Below are 17,530 nucleotides of genomic sequence, written 5' to 3'. Positions count from 1 at the left end.
CGATGACATCGGGGTGGTACGGTGATGTCATCACGTGACATCACCAGGGTGTCACCTCAGCAAGGGGTTCGTCATGCGCGTGTTCGTCACCGGAGCGTCCGGCTGGATCGGGTCAACCGTCGTCACCGAGCTGCTCGGCTCGGGCCACCAGGTCCTCGGCCTGGCCCGCTCGGATGCCTCGGCGGAGTCGGTCGCGCGGCTCGGTGCCGACGTGCAGCGGGGGAGCCTGGAGGACCTCGACAGCCTGCGCGCGGGTGCGGCGGCAGCCGACAGCGCCGTCCACCTCGGTTACCACCACGACTTCTCGCAGATGGAGCGGGCGGCGCAGATCGACCTGGCGGCGATCGAGGCCGTCGGCGCCGTCCTGGAGGGCTCCGGCGGAGCGCTGGTGATCGCCTCCGGCACCCTGGGTCTGGCGCCCGGCCGGGTGGGCACCGAACGCGACGTCCCGGACGCCGCCGTTCACCCGCGGGTGGCCAACGCGCTCGCCGCGCTGGCCTTCGCCGAGCGCGGCGTCCGCCCGGTCGTGGTGCGGTTCGCCCCCACGGTGCACGGTGCGGGGGACCACGGCTTCGTGGCCGCCCTGGTGGCCACCGCGCGGGACAAGGGCGTCTCGGCGTACATCGAGGCCGGCGAGAACCGTTGGCCCGCAGTGCACCGGATCGATGCGGGCCGGCTCGTCCGGCAGGCGGTGCTCGAGGCGCCCGGGGGCTCGGTGCTGCACGCCGTCGCTGAGGAGGGCGTGCCGACCCGGGAGATCGCCGAGGCGATCGGCCGCGGTCTGGACGTGCCGGTCGTCTCGATCCCGGCGGCCCAGGCGATGGACCACTTCGCCTGGCTGGGTGGCTTCTTCGGGGCCGACGCGCCGGCCTCGAACACGCTGACGTGCGAGCTGACGGGATGGGCGCCCACCCACCCCGGACTGATCGCCGACCTCGACGAGGGGCACTACTTCGAGACCCCGATCAGCTGACCGGGGGTCGAGCGAGCGGGTCAGACGGGCAGTGGCTCGCGCAGCGAGTGGCTGCCCTCGAGCTGCAGCACCTGGACGGCCTGGCGGGTCCGCTGGTTCACCACGATGGGGGCCATCAGGTTCGCGGTCGACTCGGCGAGCGAGGCGCCCACGGTGATGACGACGAGCAGCAGGGCGTCCGCGACGTCGTCCAGGTGGATGCTGGCGGCCGTGTCCTCGTCGATCTCCGGGGCGTACTCGGCGTAGAAGAAGGACGGTGCCGCGACGACCAGGCGCAGGTCGGGGTCGACGACGGACTGCAGCCGGAACAGGGCACCGGCCTCGTCGATCTGGACCAGCACGCACCGGGACATGCCGGGCAGCCCGGGGACGGCGTCCACGAACTCCAGCACGGGCAGGTCGTTGTCGGTCGGGGTGTCGGTCATCTGCTCACTCACCTGAGGAAGTCCATCAGAGACGGCTGAAGCACCTTCGCGGTGGCCGACAGGGCGGCCTGGTACGCGTTGCTGGACAGCTGCATGTCCAGGATCGTCTTGGGCAGGTCGATGTCCTCGACGCCGGACAGCGTGCTGCTCATCGACAGGACGTTGTCGTCGGCGTTGGTCTGCGCCGCGGTCACCCGGTTGGTGCGGACGCCGACGTCGGTGAGCGTCTGCAGGACGTCGTTCATCCGGCCGTCGATCTGGGCGAGGTTCCCGGCCAGGGCCGGGGTGTTGCTGACCAGGTTGGTGGCGATGTCGTCGAGCATCTTGAACATGGACGTCGCACCGTCGCCGAAGACGGTCGGGCCACTGGCGCCGACCTCGACGGTCGTCGCCGAGTCCAGCCGACGGGTGACCTGACCGTCGTTGCCCTGGTAGGCGTAGGTGGTGTCGTCGTAGGCCTTGGCGTTCGCAGTCGTGCCGCCGAAGATGGGCCGACCCGAGTAGGACGTGTTCGCCAGGCCCATCAGCTCGCCCCGCAGGCTGGTGACCTCGGTGGCGAGGGCCTGGCGTGAGGTCGGGTCCAGCGTGCCGGTCGACGACCCCTGCAGCACGAGGTCGCGGACCCGCTGGAGCCGCTCGTTCACGGTCTGCAGCGTGCTGTCCACGGTGCCGAGCCAGGCCGCACCATCGGAGGCGTTGCGGGAGTACTGCGTGCTGGAGGCGATCTGCGACTTCATCGACATCACGGTGACGATGCCGGTGGGGGAGTCGGAGGGGCGGTTGATGACCTTGCCGCTGGTCATCTGCTCCTGCAGCTGCGCGTTGCGGGCGAGGCTCGCCTGCAGGTTGGCGAGGCTGGACGCCGCGATCGAGCTCTGGGTGATCCGCACGACTACCTCCCGACCTGACCGGTGCGGTTGATGAGGGTGTCGAGCATCTCGTCGACCGCCGTCATCACCCGCCCCGCGCCTTCGTACGCCCGCTGGAACATGAGCATGTTGGACATCTCCTCGTCCAGGCTGACCCCCGACGCCGAGGCGCGGTTCGCGTCTGACTGGGTGCTGATCGACGTCCGGACGGACACGTTGCTGTGCGCCATCGCGGCCGCGACCCCGGTGGCGGCGACGAACGAGCTCCACTGGACGTCGGCCCCGGTGCGCGAGGTCGCGAGCGCGGCCATCGCGTCGGCGACCGAGGCGTCCAGCGACGGCTTGCCGTCGGGGGCCAGTGCCGCAGCGCCGATCTTGCGCGGGTCGGTGATGGCGACGGACAGGGTCTTCGCCGTCGTCCCGGCGAAGAAGTCGCCGGTCGCCACGGCGTCCAGGTCCTGGCCCGTGGAGTGCACGGCGTTGACCGAGCTGGCCAGCACGGACGCGACCTGGTCGTAGCTGTTCGCGGCGTCCACGAACGTGCTCGTCAGGGCATCGATGGTGCCGGCGACCTGACCGGAGCCGAACGTCGCGGTGGACCCGCTGGACCAGGTGAGCTGCAGCGGCGTCGCGGCGAGCGTGTCGATCGTGTTGCCGCCGCTGACGGCCAGCGTCGCGGCCCGGGTGCCGCTGACCACGCTGACGCCGTTGACGCTGATGCTCACGGTGCCGTCGTCGTTCGTGGTGCTGCGGCCGCCGACCAGCTCGGACAGGTGCAGCGAGAGCTGGTCACGCTGGTCGATGAGCTCGTTGGGCGGGTTGCCGCCGGCGGTGAGCGCACGGATCTGGTCGTTGAGGTCCGCGATGCTCTTCGCCGTCGTGTTCACGTCCGTGACGAGGGCGTCCAACTGGGCGCGGGTGTCGGTGAACGCCGAGTCGACGCTGGCCCGGCCCTGCTTGATGGTCCCCACGATGGTGGCGGCCTTGCTGAGCAGCGCCTGCCGCGCCGGGACGCTGTCCGGGTTGTTGGACAGACCTTGCCAGGCGCCCCAGAAGTCGGACAGCTGCGCGGACAGGCCGTTCGTGGACGGCTCGCCGAGCATGCCCTCGACCTGGTCCAGCGCGGCACCCTGCGCCGTGGCGTACGAGGCGTTGGAGTGCGCGTCGCGCTGGCGGGCGTCGACGAAGGCGTCGGCGAGCCGGCGGATCGACGACACGGTGACACCGCCACCGTTGTTGCCGATCGCGGTGCCGGACATCATGCCGGCCTTGGTGGACGACAGCACCGAGGCGAGCTCGGCGCGCTGGCGGGTGTACCCGACCGTGTTCGCGTTGGCGATGTTCTGCCCCGTCACCGTCAGCGCGGCACGCTGGGACATCAGCGCGTTCAGCGCGGTGCTCAGGCCGGAGAAGGTGCTGGACATCAGGGCCTCACAGAGCCCGGTCGATGACGCGGGTGGAGGGCGCCGGCATCGTCTTGGTGCCGTGCGGGGTGTAGGTCTGCGCCGCGTGTCCCTCGACGCCCATCAGCACCTCGCGGCTGGTCCGGGCCGCCTGCAGCAGCAGCTCGCGGTTGGACTTGGAGATCTGGCTGATCTCGTCCGTCAGGTCCAGGAAGGCCTGGCGGTGGTCGCGCAGCATCTCGCTCCACGGTGCGGGTGCGGCGTCGGCGAGCGCGGTGAGGCTCGGGCCGGGCAGCAGGCCCAGCTCGGCGGCCAGCTCGTCGACGGCGACGGCACGGGACAGCTCGGCGCCACGGATCTGCTCGATGACCATCTCGACCTCGCGGGTCGCGTGCGCCAGCCAGCGAGCACGACCACTGGCGAGCACGAGCTGCTCCTCCTCGAGCTTGAACAGCAGCAGCTCGAGCAGCTCACGCTCGGTCCACAGCACGGTGGACACCTCAGCAAGCCCCATGAAAACGAACCCTCCGCCGGAGCACATCTCCGTCAAGCACTGCATCGGTCCGATCAGAGGCGACCTGAGCATTAGGACAGAGAAATGACGAGACGATCATGGTCGGTTCGCTACAGATCGTGCGCAGGCGCGCCGAGAACCGACTCATGCAGTTCTCACGCAAAACCGAGGTACGGCCCGCGCTGGACTCCGGTGGACCCGACGCGCCCTTGGACGACGCTGGCCGAAACCTGGTGCGCGAGCACCTGCCGATCGTCGGCTACCTCGTCTCCGAGGTCCTCGGCCGAGTGCCCGCCCACGTCCAGCGTGGCGACCTGGTCTCGGCCGGCCAGCTGGCCCTGGTGAAGGCAGCTCGTGCGTACGACCCCACCACTGGGGTGCCGTTCGGCCACTATGCCAGGACTCGGATACGCGGCGCACTGGTTGACGAGCTACGTGCATCCGATTGGGCTAGTCGCGGGGTTCGCAGCAAGGGCCGCCAGATGGCTCAGGCCGAGGACCGGATGGCCAGCGAGCTGGGCCGCTGGCCCACGGACGTCGAGCTCGCGCGTGAGCTCGACGTCGAGGTGCGGAGCGTGACGACTACGCGCGGTGACCTGCACCGCAGCGTCGTCATCAGCCTGGACCAGCTGGTGGACCTCAACGGCTCCGCCGACGAGCACCTGACCGCCGAGGCGCACCAGGTGGACGCCGGTCAGTTCGTCGTGCAGGCCGAGAAGATGCGCTACCTGATGGCCGCCGTGCATGCGCTGCCGGAGCGGCTGCGGGTGGTCGTCGAGCAGTACTTCCTGGGTGAGCGCCCCATGGCCGAGATCGCCGCCGAGCTCGGGGTCACCGAGTCGCGGGTGTCCCAGCTGCGCGCCGAGGCCCTCGTCCTGCTGCGCGACGGGATGAACACCCACCTCGACCCCGAGCGGGTCGTCGAGCCCGAACGGCCCGACGGAGTCGTCGCGCGTCGCCGCAGTGCCTACTACGCCAAGGTCGCGGCCTTCGCCGCGGCGCCGGCCGTCCCGGTGCAGCGCACCGCGGAGCCCGGGACGTCGTCCGCTGACCTGCGCTTCGACGCCACCCGAACGGCGTAGCCAAAAACCCTCAGCACCCCAGCCGCTCGGACGATGCAGCGGTTGACACAGCCCACGGAAGGGCACTCGGACCCCATCACGGAGGAGTTTCATCATGGGTCTTCGCATCAACCAGAACATCGCGGCGCAGAACTCGTACCGCAACCTGTCGGTCACCGACAACCAGATGAGCAAGTCCCTGGAGAAGCTCTCCAGCGGCTTCCGCATCAACCGCGCGGCGGACGACGCTGCCGGCCTCTCGATCTCCGAGGGCCTGCGCTCGCAGATCGGTGGCCTGAAGGTCGCCGTCCGCAACGCTCAGGACGGCATCAACGTCGTGCAGACGGCTGACGGCGCCCTGAACGAGTCCACCGCCATCCTGCAGCGCATGCGTGACCTCGCGGTGCAGTCGGCGAACGGCAGCAACGACACCAACTCGCGCAGCGCCATCGACGCCGAGGCCAAGCAGCTCAACTCGGAGCTGGACCGGATCGCCAGCAAGACCACGTTCAACAACGTGAACCTGCTGGACGGCTCCTTCACCGGCAAGTCCTTCCAGGTCGGCTACGCGGCGAACGACACCATCGGCGTGGCGATCTCCTCGACCGGCACCGGTGGCGCCAAGTCCTCGTGGGCCAACGGTTCGGCCGCTACCACGGCGGGTAACGCGGTCTTCACCCACGGCGCCGTCGCGACGACCGTCGCGGTGACCGCCAGCACCGACGCCAACGCCATCGCCACCCAGCTGAACGCCGACGCCGGCTTCGCTGGTAGCTACTCGGCCTCGGTGGACACCAACGGTGGCCTGGTCGTGTCCTCCAAGGACGGCCTCGCCGGCGCCATCGCCGTCACCGGCACCCTGACGGCTGCGGGCACCAACGCCGCTCCGGGCGCCAACGCGGGCTTCAGCTCGACCGACCTCGGCGTGAGCTCGGTCGACCTGGCCTCGCAGACCGGTGCGACCGCTGCGATCACCAAGATCGACACCGCCATCAAGTCGGTCTCCTCGGCTCGTGGCAACCTCGGTGCGCTGCAGAACCGCTTCGAGCACACCGTGAACAACCTCAACGTCGCGGTGGAGAACCTGTCCGCGTCCGAGAGCCAGATCCGCGACACCGACATGGCTGCGGAGATGACCAGCTTCACCCGCGCGCAGATCCTGCAGCAGGCCGGTACGTCGATGCTCGCCCAGGCGAACTCCTCGCAGCAGTCCGTCCTGAAGCTGCTCGGCTGAGCCCGGTAGCACCTAGCACGACCCAGCAGTAACCAGCAGTAACCAGCAGTACCAGCACCACAGTCGCGATCGGTGGGCGGGGCGCCCTGCCCCGCCCACCGATCGCTTCCATCCATCAGCGGAGGAGATCTCGTGGCGACGACCGTCGACGGTCTGGTCAGTGGACTGGACACCACCACGATCATCAGCCAGCTGATGCAGATCCAGGCGGCACCGCAGACCCGCCTGAAGACCTCGCTCACCCAGCAGCAGTCCGCGCTGAGCGCCCTGCAGTCCGTCAACACCAAGATGACGAACCTGCAGGCCGCCGCCGAGAACCTGCAGAAGCTGACCACCTGGGGCGCCGCGAGGGCCAGCTCCAGCTCGTCCGCCGTGACGGCGACGGCCGCGGCCGGCGCCCTGTCCGGCTCCACGACCTTCTCCGTCGTCCAGCTCGCCACCGCGCAGTCCTCGGTCAGCTCGGCCACCTTCTCGTCGCTGACCAGCACGAGTGCGATCACCGACAGCGGCTTCGAGATCCACCGCGGCTCCGGTGCCGACGCCAAGACGATCACCATCGCGACGCCGACCGACGGCTCCCTGCAGGCCCTGGTCACCGCGATCAACTCGACCAGCGATGCCGGCGTGCGCGCCGCCGCGGTCCAGGTCTCACCCGGCCAGTACCGGCTGCAGCTCAGCGCCACCGACACCGGTGAGAAGAACGCCTTCACGCTGACCGGCACCGGCGGCGCAGCCCTCGGGGGCCTGTCGTTCACCCAGGTCAACGCCGCGCAGGACGCCAAGCTGCACGTCGGTGACGTCGGTGCCGGCTTCGACATCACCTCGGCCAGCAACACCGTCGAGGGCGTCATGCCCGGGGTCACCGTCAAGGTGAGCGCCAAGGCCAACGACGTGACCCTGTCCGTCGACCCCGACCAGGCGGCGATCACCTCGGCCGTCCAGGCCCTGGTGGACGCCGCGAACTCGGCGCTCGTCGGGATCAAGTCGGTCAGCTCGAACGGTGTCGTCGGCACGGATGGGACGCGATCGGGGGTCGGAGCGCTCGCCGGTGACGGACTGATGCGCCAGCTGACCAGCCAGATCCTGTCGAAGGTGACCGCGGGCGTCGGAGGCAAGTCCCTCTCGACGGCCGGCATCGGCGTCAACAAGGACGGCATCGTCACCTTCGACAAGGACAAGTTCGCCGCAGCGATGACGGCCGATCCGGCTGGCACGCAGTCCATGTTCACCACGTCGACCACTGCCGGCACCGGTTTCGCGGACGTGGTCGCCGGTCTGGCGAAGGACGCCTCCAGCAGCTCCGGCACCATCGCGTCGGCGGTCACGGGCCGGCAGTCCACGATCTCGGACCTCACGGATCGCATCGCCGGCTGGGACGTCACCCTGGCGGCCCGGCAGTCGAGCCTGCAGAAGCAGTACTCGGCGCTCGAGGTCGCGCTGGGCAAGCTCAAGAGCCAGTCCACCTGGCTGGCCGGTCAGATCAACCAGCTCAGCAACAGCGGGAGCAACTCATGACCTTCCCGATGGCGCAGAACCAGGCGTACCAGCGCGCGGCCGGACGCTACGGCTCCGACACCACCGCCACCGCGTCGCCGGCCCGCCTGCTGGTCATGCTCTACGACCGGCTCTCCCTCGACCTCACCCGCGCGCACCAGGCGCAGCTGGACGGCGACCGCGAGGTCGCGAACGACAACATCGCGCACGCGCAGGACATCATCGCCGAGCTGCTCACCAGCCTGGACGTCGACGCCTGGGAGGGCGGCCACAACCTGGCCAGCCTCTACCGGTGGCTCATCCGCGAGCTGATCGCGGCCAACACGCGGATGGACGCCACCCGCACCGCCGGTTGCATCACCGTCGTCGAGCCGTTGCGCCAGGCCTGGACCGAGGCGATGACCATGGCCGCCTCGCCGACCGCCGGCACCCCGCTGCTCGGCGCCTCGGCATGACCCTCACCCACGACGCCGAGCAGGACTGGCGCGCCGTGTGGGTTGCCACGCTGACCGACCTCGAGGAGGACGTCGACGCGGCCGAGGCGGTCCTGGCGGCCGTGCGTCGCGGCGACCAGGACGAGCTGCCCACGATGCTGGGGTCCTGGGCCCCGCCGACCGGCATCGCGCCGCTGCCAGAGTCGTTGCAGGAGCGGGCCCGGATCGTGCTGGAGCGCCAGCTCCGGGTCATCGAGGACCTCGCCCGAGCGGCCACCAGCTCGCGCCAGCACCACGAGGTCTCACGCCGGATGCGCTTCGACCAGGCACCCAGTCGGCCCCTGTACGTCGACGCTACGTACTGACTGAGCGCCCCGTTACTCCATACGGGGCGGCGAACGGGTGAACGACTAGGGCGTTCGGGTGAACACCGCGACGAACCGTTGAAAATCGTTGCGGCCCAGCGCTCAAGTCCCACCCCCCTCTGACGAGAACATGAGGGAGCAAGGATCGCTCAACCTCGGCCACGGATCGGCCGTCACCTGCAAGACGACTCACCTTGGTGGTGCGATCCGTGTTCGACGATGTGACCAGTGTTGCCCTGGGCAGCGCGCTGACCGGTCTGGCCGCTCGACAGCGAGCCATCGCTGACAACATCGCGAACGTCGAGACGCCGGGGTACCACGCGACCCGGGTCAGCTTCGAGGACAGCCTGCGCAGCGCCGTGGACGACGGCAGCATCGCCTCGGGCTCCGTGACCTCGGTCGGCCCGACCTCCCAGAAGTCGCTCGAGCCCACCCGGCTCAACGGCAGCAACGTGAACCTGGACACCGAGACGCTGTCCAGCGTCGACACGAACCTGCGCTACCAGCTCACGCTGCGCGCGGTCGACCACGACTTCAGCATCCTCAAGACGTCGATGCGGAGCGCCTGATGCCCATCTTCGACAGCATCGGGATCGCCCAGTCCGGCGTCGCCGTCTACCGCAAGTGGCTCGACGCGGTCAGCGACAACATCGCCAACATGAACAACGTCACCTCGACGTCCGAGGCGGCGTACCAGCAGACCAGCATCATCGCCAGCGAGATGGGGGACGGCCAGGGCGTGCAGGTGTCCGGCGTCGCCAAGGGCAGCGCCGAGGGCCGGCTGGTCTACGACCCCACCCACCCGCTCGCCGACGCCGACGGGTACGTGCGGATGCCGGACGTCGACCTGGGCCAGCAGATGGGCCAGCTGATCATGGCCCAGCGCGGCTACCAGGCGAACCTCAGCGTCGTCGACCGCGCCCGTGAGGCCTACCAGGCCGCGCTCGCGCTCGGGAGGAACTGATGAGCATCGCCGCCATCGGCGCCGCACTGGCGTCGTCCGCCTCGGTCCCCACCACCGGGCTCGCCTCGACCGGGTCCGCCGGTGCCGCGACCGGCACCGGGGCCACCTCGGGCACCGGCTTCGCCCAGGCCCTCGAGGGCGGTCTGCAGAACCTGTCCGACGTGCAGACCAAGGCCGACGACCTCGGCGTCAAGGCTGCGACCGGTGACCTCACCGACGTCCACGACTACATGATCGCGGCGACCAAGGCCGAGCTGACCACCGAGCTCACCGTCACCTTGCGGAACAAGGCGCTCGACGCGTTCAACGAGATCATGAGGATGCAGGGCTGATGCCGCAGGCGATGCAGGTCACCCTCCGTCGGGTGCAGACCCAGCTCGGCGGCTTCAGCGCCGCCCAGCGCGTCATCGGCGGACTGCTGGTCGTCGGGCTGCTGCTCGGCGGGTTCGCGTTCTTCAAGTGGGCCAGCGCCCCGACGTACGCGCCGCTGTTCGGCAGCCTGGCCGGCGAGGACGCCAGCGCCATCGTCGACAAGCTGGACGCCGACGGCGTGAAGTACCAGCTGACCGACGGTGGCAGCACGGTGCTCGTGCCGAAGGACGTCGTCTACGCCGAGCGCGTCAAGCTCTCCGGCCAGGGCCTGCCCTCGTCGTCCGAGGGCGGGTACTCGTTGCTGGACAAGCAGGGCGTGACCGCCTCGCAGTTCCAGCAGCAGGTCACCTACCAGCGCGCCCTGGAGGGCGAGCTGGCCAAGACGGTCCAGGCCATCGACGGGGTGAGCAGCTCGGTCGTGCACCTGGCCATCCCGGCCAAGGACGTCTTCCTGGACTCCGAGAGCAAGCCCACCGCCTCCGTCCTGGTCGCCATGAAGCCCGGCTCCGAGCTGAGCAACCAGCAGGTGCAGAGCATCGTGCACCTCGTCGCCTCGAGCATCGAGGGCATGAGCGCGGACGACGTCACCGTGGTCGACGGCAAGGGGAACCTGCTGTCCACCAAGGGTTCTGACGGCGCCACGGGCGCCGGTGGCGCCAGCAACGACCAGCTGACGCAGGACTACGAGACCCGCCAGGCCGCCGAGCTGCAGGGCGTGCTGGACAAGATCGTCGGCCCCGGCCACGCCGTGGCGCAGGTCAACGCGACGCTGCAGTTCGACGCGATCGACACCACCACCGAGCGGGTCTACACCGACAAGGACGCCAAGCCGCTGGCGACGTCGACGACCACCGAGAAGTACGCCGGTGGCAGCGGGACCGCGAGCGGCGTGCTGGGCACCGACAACCTCGCGGTGCCGAGCTCGGGCTCCGGCTCGGGGAACTACGAGAAGTCCACGACCACCACGAACAACGCGCAGTCCAAGGTCACCGAGCACAAGAAGGCCGCCCCCGGGGCCGTGGTCCGCCAGTCCGTCTCGGTCGTGGTCGACGACAAGGTCAAGGGCGTCGACCTGACCAAGCTGCAGACCGCGGTCAGCACCGCCGCCGGCATCGACCCGACCCGCGGCGACGCGCTGAACGTGACGAGCATGCCGTTCGACCAGACCGCCACCAAGACCGCGGCCGCCGAGCTGAAGAAGGCCGAGCAGGCCCAGCAGCGGGCGCAGCTGGTCGGCTGGGCCAAGCAGGCGGCGATCGTCCTCGGCATCCTCGTCCTGCTGCTGGTGGTCTGGCTGTCCCGTAAGAAGAAGAAGGGCCAGACGATCGACGAGCTCGTGCAGCTGGACCTCGTCGAGTCCCAGGTAGGCATCCCCGCCCAGCGCCAGGCGCTCGAGGCTGCCGACCGGCTCGCCCTGCCCGCCGGCGACGGCGACTCGCCGGCCCCGGCGATCCCGCAGCGCCGCAAGGACGACGTCCTCGCCCTGGTGGAGCGCCAGCCCGACGAGGTCGCCGAGCTGCTGCGCGGCTGGCTCGCGGACCGTAGGGGCTGACCGTGGCGACCACGACCGAGGCGCCGCTGGCGCTGACCGGGCCGCAGAAGGTGGCCATCGTCCTCATGCAGATCGGCCGGGAGCGCTCCGCGCCCATCCTGTCCCAGCTGCGCGAGGCCGAGATCGAGGAGGTGGCCGGCGAGATCGTCCGGCTGCGCTCCGTGGCACCCGAGGTCGTCGAGACCGTGCTGCGCGAGTTCCAGGAGGCGTTCGGCACCGGCACGACCTCCGCCGGCGGCGGGGTCGAGGCGGCCCACGAGCTGCTCTCGGCGACGTTCGGCTCCGAGCGCGCCTCGGCGGTCATCGACCGGCTCGCCAAGGCGCACGCGACGGACGCCTTCTCGTTCCTGGCCGACGCCGACCCGCGCACCCTCGTCGGCTTCCTGTCCGGCGAGCACCCGCAGGTGGTCGCCGTCGTGCTGGCGCACCTGCAGCTGGACCAGGCCTCGGTGATCCTGTCCGGGCTTCCGCCCGAGCAGCAGGCCGAGGTCGCGCACCGGATCGGCACCATGGAGCGCACCAACCACGACATGGTCCGCGTCGTCGCCGAGGTGCTCGAGCGCCAGACCTCCTCCGTGCTCCAGCCGGGCCGCAACGCCGCCGCCGTCGGCGGCGTCCAGCCGCTGGTCGACCTGATCAACCGCGCCGACCCGGCCACCGAGCGGATCATCCTGGAGAGCCTGGAGAGCCGCGACCCGGCGCTCGCCGAGGCCGTCCGGGCCCGCCTGTTCGTCTTCGAGGACATCACGACCCTGGAGGACCGCGGCGTCCAGCTCGTGCTGCGCCAGGTCGAGACCGGCGACCTCGCCGTCGCGCTCAAGGGTGTCACCGACATCGTGCGCGAGAAGGTGCTCAGCAACGTCTCCGAGCGCGCTCGGGAGAACCTGCTGGAGGAGATCGGCCTGCTCGGCCCGCAGCGTGTCGCGGCCGTCGAGGAGGCGCGCTCCAAGATCGTCCAGGTCATCCGCTCGCTCGAGGAGAGCGGTCAGATCATGCTGCGCCGTGGGGGCGACGATGAGTACGTCGACTGACGCCCGGCGCTTCGCACCGCTCTCCGCGGGGTCCGGTGCCGACCTGAGCGAGGTCCGGCTCGGTGCCCGCTCGCTCGGCTACGCCGAGGGGATGGCCGCCGGTCAGCGCGTGGTCGCGGCCCAGCTGCAGGCGACCGTGGACGCCGCCGAGCGCGACCGCAAGGCCAACACCCAGGCCGCCCGGATCCAGGTGGACCACGCCGTGCGCAGCCTCGGCCAGGCCGTCGTCCGGATGTCGGCGTCCAGCCTGCCGCTGCTCGAGGACGTCGCCGACGTCGTCCTCGAGGCCGCCGTGGCGCTGGCCCGCGGGATCCTGCAGGCCGAGCTGTCCACCGTGGACGCCGCCGCGCTCGCCGCGGTGCGCCGTTCGCTCGCGCCGCTGCCGACCGACGTCGCCGTGACCGTCAGGCTGCACCCGACCGACCACGCGCTCGTGCTGGAGCACGAGACCCGGTCGGACGACGACGGCACCTTCCGGTTCGACACGCACGAGGTGCGGCTCGTGCCGGACGCCACGCTCCGCCAGGGCGACGCCATCGCCGAGCAGGCCGGCTCGGTCGTCGACGCCCGCATCGAGACCGCGCTGCAGCGAGCGCTGGAAACCATCCGCTCCACCGCACCGACCGGTCCGGTGACCGCATGAGCAGCACCCTGATGAGCCGGCTCGGCACGGCCACCCGTGCGGCGGCGCCGCAGCGGGTGGGTCGGGTCAGCGCCGTCGTCGGACTCGTCGTCGAGGTCGTCGGCGTCGACGCCGCGGTGGGCGACCTCCTGCTGCTCGCTTCCACCACCGGCCTGGACGGCGTCCCCGCCGAGGTCGTCGGACTCACCGCCGACCGGGTGCGCTGCATGCCCCTCGGCGAGGTCGAGGGCCTGCGCGCCGGCGACCCCGTCTTCGCCTCCGGCGACGGTCTGCGCATCCGCGTCGGTCCGGACCTGCTCGGCCGCGTGCTGGACGGCATCGGGCAGCCCGCGGACGGCGGGCCCGCACTGAGCGGAGAGCTCGTCGGCGTGCACCACCGGGCACCGCAGGCGCTGCTGCGCCAGCGGGTCGACGCCCCCGTCACGCTCGGCGTCCGCGCCCTGGACACCCTGGTGCCCGCCGGCCGCGGCCAGCGACTCGGCATCTTCGCCGGCAGCGGCGTCGGCAAGTCCAGCCTGCTGTCGATGATCGCCCGCGGCACCAGCGCCTCCGTCAGCGTCCTCGCGCTCGTCGGGGAGCGTGGTCGTGAGGTCCGCGAGTTCGTCGAGGGCGACCTGGGCGAAGCGGGGCTGGCCCGCTCCGTCGTCGTCGTGGCCACGTCCGACGCCCCCGCCGTCACCCGGTTGCGGGCCGCGTTCGTCGCCACCCGGATCGCCGAGTGGTTCCGCGACGGCGGCCTCGACGTCCTGCTGATGATGGACAGCCTCACCCGCGTCGCCATGGCCCAGCGCGAGATCGGCCTGTCCAACGGCGAGCCGCCGGCCACCCGGGGCTACCCGCCGTCCACCTTCGCCCTGCTGCCCAAGCTGCTGGAGCGGGCCGGACCGGCCGAGCACGGCACCATCACCGGCATCTACACCGTCCTCGTCGACGGCGACGACCACAACGAGCCGATCGCCGACGCGGCCCGCTCGATCCTGGACGGGCACGTGACCCTGTCCCGCCGGCTCGCCACCGCCGGGCACTTCCCGACCATCGACGTCCTGGAGTCGGTGTCCCGCGTCGCGGGCGCCGTCACCACGTCCGAGCAGCGCGCCGCCGCGACCGTCCTGCGCCGGGTGCTCGCCGCGCACCGCGACGCCCGCGAGCTCATCGAGGTCGGCGCCTACGCACCCGGGGCCGACCCGGACGTCGACGCCGCGCTCGTGCACTGGGACGCCGTGAACGGCTTCCTGCGCCAGCCCATCGAGGAGACGGTGCCCAGCCAGACGTCGTGGTCGCACCTGAACGCGCTGGTCGGCGCCCTGGTCGACGCGGGGGCCCGGTCATGAGCAAGTTCGCCCTGTCCGGTCTGCTGCGCGTGCGCGGCGTCCAGGAGGAGCAGTCCCGCCGCGAGCTGGGCCAGGCCCAGGCGCGGCTGTCCGCCGCGCAGGCCACCGTGCTGCGCCGGTCGTCGTCCCTGGACGCCGCCGGCGCGGTCCCCGGTGGGCCGGCGCCGCACTTCCTCGCCGCGGCCGCGAGCCGCTCCGCGATGGTCGCCGCGGTCAGCGAGGCGATCGCCGCCCGCGAGATCTCCCAGCAGGACCTCGAGCAGGCTCGCGAGCAGTGGCTGCAGTCGCGGATGCGCGCCCGCGCCATCGAGCGGCTGGCCGAGCGCCACCGTGAGCAGCAGGCGGCCGCCCGCGCCCGCGCCGACCAGGCGCTCAGCGACGACCTGGCCGGTGCCCGGCACGCGGCCCGGACCGGCGGGCCGGCGACCGCGGGGGGTCTGTCATGAGCGCCGGCGCCGTCATGTCGCGGATCGACGAGATCCGCACGACCATCGCCACCCTCACCGCCCCGACGCAGCTCGCGTCGACGTCCGGCACCAGCGCGTCCGCGTTCGCCGCCCAGCTGGCCGCCGCCACCGGGACCACCACCGGGACGAGCGGTGCCACCGGTTCGGCGGCCGGCAGCGCCCCGGACGGCGACGACGTCGTCGCCGATGCCCGCCAGTACCTCGGCGTCCCCTACAAGTGGGGTGGCACGGACCCGAAGACCGGACTGGACTGCTCGGGCCTGGTGCAGCGGGTCTTCAAGGACCTCGGCGTCGAGCTGCCTCGCACCGTCTCGGAGCAGAAGAGCTCCGGAGAGCCGGTGGCGTCCATGAAGGACGCGAAGCCCGGCGACCTGCTGGTGTTCGGCAACCACCACATCGGCATCTACGTCGGCCACGGCAAGATGCTGCACGCTCCGCACACCGGCACGAACGTCAAGATCGCCGACGTCTACGAGACGCCCACCCGGATCCGTCGGGTGCTGCCGGCCGGCGGGACCGACACGACCAGCACCGCCCAGGCCTCCGTGGCCCGGCCGAGCGCGCTGCGCGAGGCCAGCAGCGGCTCGACCCGCTACGACGCGCTCTTCGCGGACGCCACCTCGAGGTACGGCCTGCCGTCCGGGCTGCTCAAGGCCGTCGCGAAGGCCGAGTCCGGCTTCGACGCCTCGGCCCGCAGCGGCGCCGGCGCCGTCGGGCTCATGCAGCTGATGCCCGGCACGGCGCGCGAGCTCGGTGTCGACCCGTCGAACCCGGCGCAGGCCGTGGACGGCGCCGCCCGGCTGCTCAAGAAGCACCTGAACAGCTTCGGGACCGTCCCGCTCGCCCTCGCCGCGTACAACGCCGGGCCGGGCGCCGTCCGCAAGTACCACGGCATCCCGCCGTACGAGGAGACGCGCACCTACGTGCGTCGAGTGACCGCAACGATGGAAGGAGCAGCATGAGCACCACGCTGCCCGCCGTGCTCGCGAAGGCGGCCCCCGGCCGCCCCGAGACCGGTGCCCCCACCTCGCGTCGCCAGACCCACGGCGACGTGCCCGGTGACCGCGACCGGTTCGACGACGTGCTGCGTCGCGCGCAGACCCCCGAGCGCGAGCCGAGGCCCGCGCCGAGCCGCCGCCGCAGCGACGCCGCGGCCCATCAGGGTGCGACGTCCGACCAGAGCGCGACCGCCGCCCAGGGGAACGTCACCGACCGCGTCACCGACCGGGCCACCGACCGAGCCACCGACCGAGCCACCGACCACGTCACCGACCAGGCCACCGACCAGGCCACCGACCAGGTCGCCACCGCCGGCCAGGCCCCCGTGGTCGACCCGACCAGCGCGGCTGCGACCGCTGCGCAGGTGGCAGCGGCCGGCCAGTCCGCTGTGCCCGCCGACGCTGCCGCGCCCGTCGACACCGCCGCGGTCGCCGGCTCAGCGGTGACCGCCCTCCCGGTGGGCGCGACCGGACCGGCTCACGCCGAGCCCGCCAGCACGGTGGCGACGAGCCCCACCTCGCCCGACGGGACCGCGGGCACCGCCTTCGCCGAGACCGCCCCGGTGGCGGTGACCACCACGACGACTGCCACGACCGCGACCACCACCGCTGCAACCAGTGCGGGCTCAACCGCCGGCCAGAGCGCCGGTGCCGTGGGCCCGACGGCCGGGGTACCGGGTGTCCCGGCGTCCCTGACCGTGCAGGTGGACGCCGCCGCTGCGGCGCCGTCCCTCGACCGGGTGGGTTCGCCCGACCAGCCCGCTCCCGCCGGCCCGGACGCGGCCTCGGCCCTGGCGGACGTCACGACCGCGGCCGTGCCGCTCAGCCCGCCGGTGGCGGCGTCCAGCTCGACGACCTCGCCGCAGGTGAGTGCGCCGCTGGCCACCCAGCCGTCCACCCAGCTGGCCGCCCAGGTCGCCGCCCAGGTGTCCGCGCGGGCGCTCGCGGCCGCCGTCGAGGCGACCCGGACCGGCCTGCACACCATCACCGTCCAGCTGCGACCGGCCGAGCTCGGTGCGATCCAGGTGGTGGCGACCATGGGCGCGGCCGGGCTCAGCCTGAACTTGCACGCCGCCAGCGACGTCACCCGTGAGCTGCTGCGCAGCGCGCTGGCCGACCTGCGGGTCGACCTGGGGGAGCAGGGCCTCGGCCAGGCCACGGTCGACGTGTCCGAGCAGTCCTCGTACCAGGCACCGCAGCAGCAGCCGGGCACGGCCGCCGGCTCCGACGAGCGGTCCGGACGGGCCGTCGCCACGGCCGCGGGGAGCAGTCGCCCCGGTTCGGTCGAACGCGTGCCCACGCGCGTCGACCCGGTCGCGGTCCGCCGCACCGGCGGCGGTCGGCAGACCCGGGTGGACGTGACCTTGTGACGGCAACCCCAGCACGGCGAACCTCAGCCC

20 protein-coding genes are annotated in these 17,530 nt (G+C 71.8%); 16 read left to right on the top strand and 4 right to left on the bottom strand.

Going from position 1 to position 17,530, the window contains the following annotated elements; genetic code table 11:
- Positions 1 to 73: 73 nt before the first annotated feature.
- Positions 74 to 973 carry an SDR family oxidoreductase gene (locus tag ABEB17_RS00305; RefSeq protein WP_345714558.1) on the top strand — a complete coding sequence of 300 codons (900 nt, stop codon included), beginning with the start codon at positions 74 to 76 and terminating at the stop codon, positions 971 to 973.
- 20 nt (positions 974 to 993) lie between these two features.
- On the opposite strand, the gene fliW is transcribed toward ABEB17_RS00305, so the two are convergent.
- From fliW to flgN, 4 genes are read right to left on the bottom strand one after another with little or no spacing between them, the layout of a single operon-like run.
- Complete coding sequence (fliW, locus tag ABEB17_RS00300) at positions 994 to 1,410, bottom strand: flagellar assembly protein FliW (protein ID WP_345714557.1); 417 nt, start codon at positions 1,408 to 1,410, stop codon at positions 994 to 996.
- Positions 1,407 to 2,288, bottom strand: coding sequence for a flagellar hook-associated protein FlgL (gene flgL, locus ABEB17_RS00295; RefSeq protein ID WP_345714555.1), 882 nt, complete (start codon positions 2,286 to 2,288; stop codon positions 1,407 to 1,409). The genes fliW and flgL overlap by 4 nt, the downstream gene beginning before the upstream one ends.
- Positions 2,289 to 2,290: 2 nt before the next feature.
- Positions 2,291 to 3,691 carry a flagellar hook-associated protein FlgK gene (flgK, locus tag ABEB17_RS00290; protein ID WP_345714554.1) on the bottom strand — a complete coding sequence of 467 codons (1,401 nt, stop codon included), beginning with the start codon at positions 3,689 to 3,691 and terminating at the stop codon, positions 2,291 to 2,293.
- Positions 3,692 to 3,698: 7 nt separating this feature from the next.
- A complete protein-coding gene (gene flgN, locus ABEB17_RS00285; RefSeq protein WP_345714553.1) occupies positions 3,699 to 4,184 on the bottom strand; it encodes a flagellar export chaperone FlgN in 486 nt (161 codons plus the stop codon).
- Between the two features lie 98 nt (positions 4,185 to 4,282).
- Between flgN and ABEB17_RS00280 the strand changes: the two genes are divergently transcribed.
- The 15 genes from ABEB17_RS00280 (at position 4,283) to ABEB17_RS00210 (ending at position 17,500) form a co-directional block, all read left to right on the top strand.
- On the top strand, positions 4,283 to 5,266 hold the full coding sequence (locus ABEB17_RS00280) for a sigma-70 family RNA polymerase sigma factor (RefSeq protein ID WP_345714552.1): 984 nt from the start codon (positions 4,283 to 4,285) through the stop codon (positions 5,264 to 5,266).
- 94 nt (positions 5,267 to 5,360) lie between these two features.
- The gene (locus tag ABEB17_RS00275; protein WP_345714551.1) at positions 5,361 to 6,479 is read left to right on the top strand and encodes a flagellin N-terminal helical domain-containing protein; all 1,119 of its coding nucleotides are present in this window, start codon (positions 5,361 to 5,363) and stop codon (positions 6,477 to 6,479) included.
- Between the two features lie 132 nt (positions 6,480 to 6,611).
- The gene (gene fliD / locus ABEB17_RS00270; RefSeq protein ID WP_345714550.1) at positions 6,612 to 7,994 is read left to right on the top strand and encodes a flagellar filament capping protein FliD; all 1,383 of its coding nucleotides are present in this window, start codon (positions 6,612 to 6,614) and stop codon (positions 7,992 to 7,994) included.
- Positions 7,991 to 8,428, top strand: coding sequence for a flagellar export chaperone FliS (gene fliS, locus ABEB17_RS00265; protein WP_345714549.1), 438 nt, complete (start codon positions 7,991 to 7,993; stop codon positions 8,426 to 8,428). Before fliD ends, fliS begins: the two co-directional genes overlap by 4 nt.
- The gene (locus tag ABEB17_RS00260) at positions 8,425 to 8,772 is read left to right on the top strand and encodes a hypothetical protein (RefSeq protein WP_345714548.1); all 348 of its coding nucleotides are present in this window, start codon (positions 8,425 to 8,427) and stop codon (positions 8,770 to 8,772) included. The genes fliS and ABEB17_RS00260 overlap by 4 nt, the downstream gene beginning before the upstream one ends.
- A gap of 209 nt (positions 8,773 to 8,981) precedes the next feature.
- A complete protein-coding gene (locus ABEB17_RS00255) occupies positions 8,982 to 9,341 on the top strand; it encodes a flagellar basal body rod protein FlgB (protein ID WP_345714547.1) in 360 nt (119 codons plus the stop codon).
- On the top strand, positions 9,341 to 9,736 hold the full coding sequence (locus tag ABEB17_RS00250; RefSeq protein ID WP_345714546.1) for a flagellar basal body rod protein FlgC: 396 nt from the start codon (positions 9,341 to 9,343) through the stop codon (positions 9,734 to 9,736). The genes ABEB17_RS00255 and ABEB17_RS00250 overlap by 1 nt, the downstream gene beginning before the upstream one ends.
- Complete coding sequence (fliE, locus tag ABEB17_RS00245) at positions 9,736 to 10,068, top strand: flagellar hook-basal body complex protein FliE (protein ID WP_345714545.1); 333 nt, start codon at positions 9,736 to 9,738, stop codon at positions 10,066 to 10,068. The genes ABEB17_RS00250 and fliE overlap by 1 nt, the downstream gene beginning before the upstream one ends.
- Positions 10,068 to 11,660 carry a flagellar basal-body MS-ring/collar protein FliF gene (gene fliF / locus ABEB17_RS00240; protein WP_345714544.1) on the top strand — a complete coding sequence of 531 codons (1,593 nt, stop codon included), beginning with the start codon at positions 10,068 to 10,070 and terminating at the stop codon, positions 11,658 to 11,660. Before fliE ends, fliF begins: the two co-directional genes overlap by 1 nt.
- Positions 11,661 to 11,662: 2 nt before the next feature.
- On the top strand, positions 11,663 to 12,691 hold the full coding sequence (gene fliG / locus ABEB17_RS00235) for a flagellar motor switch protein FliG (RefSeq protein WP_345714543.1): 1,029 nt from the start codon (positions 11,663 to 11,665) through the stop codon (positions 12,689 to 12,691).
- Entirely contained in the window at positions 12,675 to 13,334 is a 660-nt protein-coding gene (locus tag ABEB17_RS00230; protein ID WP_345714542.1) for a FliH/SctL family protein, read from the top strand. Before fliG ends, ABEB17_RS00230 begins: the two co-directional genes overlap by 17 nt.
- Positions 13,331 to 14,665 carry a FliI/YscN family ATPase gene (locus ABEB17_RS00225; protein ID WP_345714541.1) on the top strand — a complete coding sequence of 445 codons (1,335 nt, stop codon included), beginning with the start codon at positions 13,331 to 13,333 and terminating at the stop codon, positions 14,663 to 14,665. Before ABEB17_RS00230 ends, ABEB17_RS00225 begins: the two co-directional genes overlap by 4 nt.
- Positions 14,662 to 15,111 carry a flagellar FliJ family protein gene (locus tag ABEB17_RS00220; protein ID WP_345714540.1) on the top strand — a complete coding sequence of 150 codons (450 nt, stop codon included), beginning with the start codon at positions 14,662 to 14,664 and terminating at the stop codon, positions 15,109 to 15,111. Before ABEB17_RS00225 ends, ABEB17_RS00220 begins: the two co-directional genes overlap by 4 nt.
- Positions 15,108 to 16,094 (top strand): NlpC/P60 family protein, encoded by a 987-nt coding sequence (locus ABEB17_RS00215; protein ID WP_345714539.1) that lies wholly within the window; start codon positions 15,108 to 15,110, stop codon positions 16,092 to 16,094. Before ABEB17_RS00220 ends, ABEB17_RS00215 begins: the two co-directional genes overlap by 4 nt.
- Entirely contained in the window at positions 16,091 to 17,500 is a 1,410-nt protein-coding gene (locus tag ABEB17_RS00210) for a flagellar hook-length control protein FliK (protein WP_345714538.1), read from the top strand. The genes ABEB17_RS00215 and ABEB17_RS00210 overlap by 4 nt, the downstream gene beginning before the upstream one ends.
- Positions 17,501 to 17,530 lie beyond the last annotated feature (30 nt).

This window comes from Angustibacter luteus (assembly GCF_039541115.1).
In the GTDB taxonomy this organism is placed as follows: Bacteria; Actinomycetota; Actinomycetes; order Actinomycetales; family Angustibacteraceae; genus Angustibacter; species Angustibacter luteus.
This window is presented reverse-complemented; position numbering and strand designations above follow the sequence as displayed.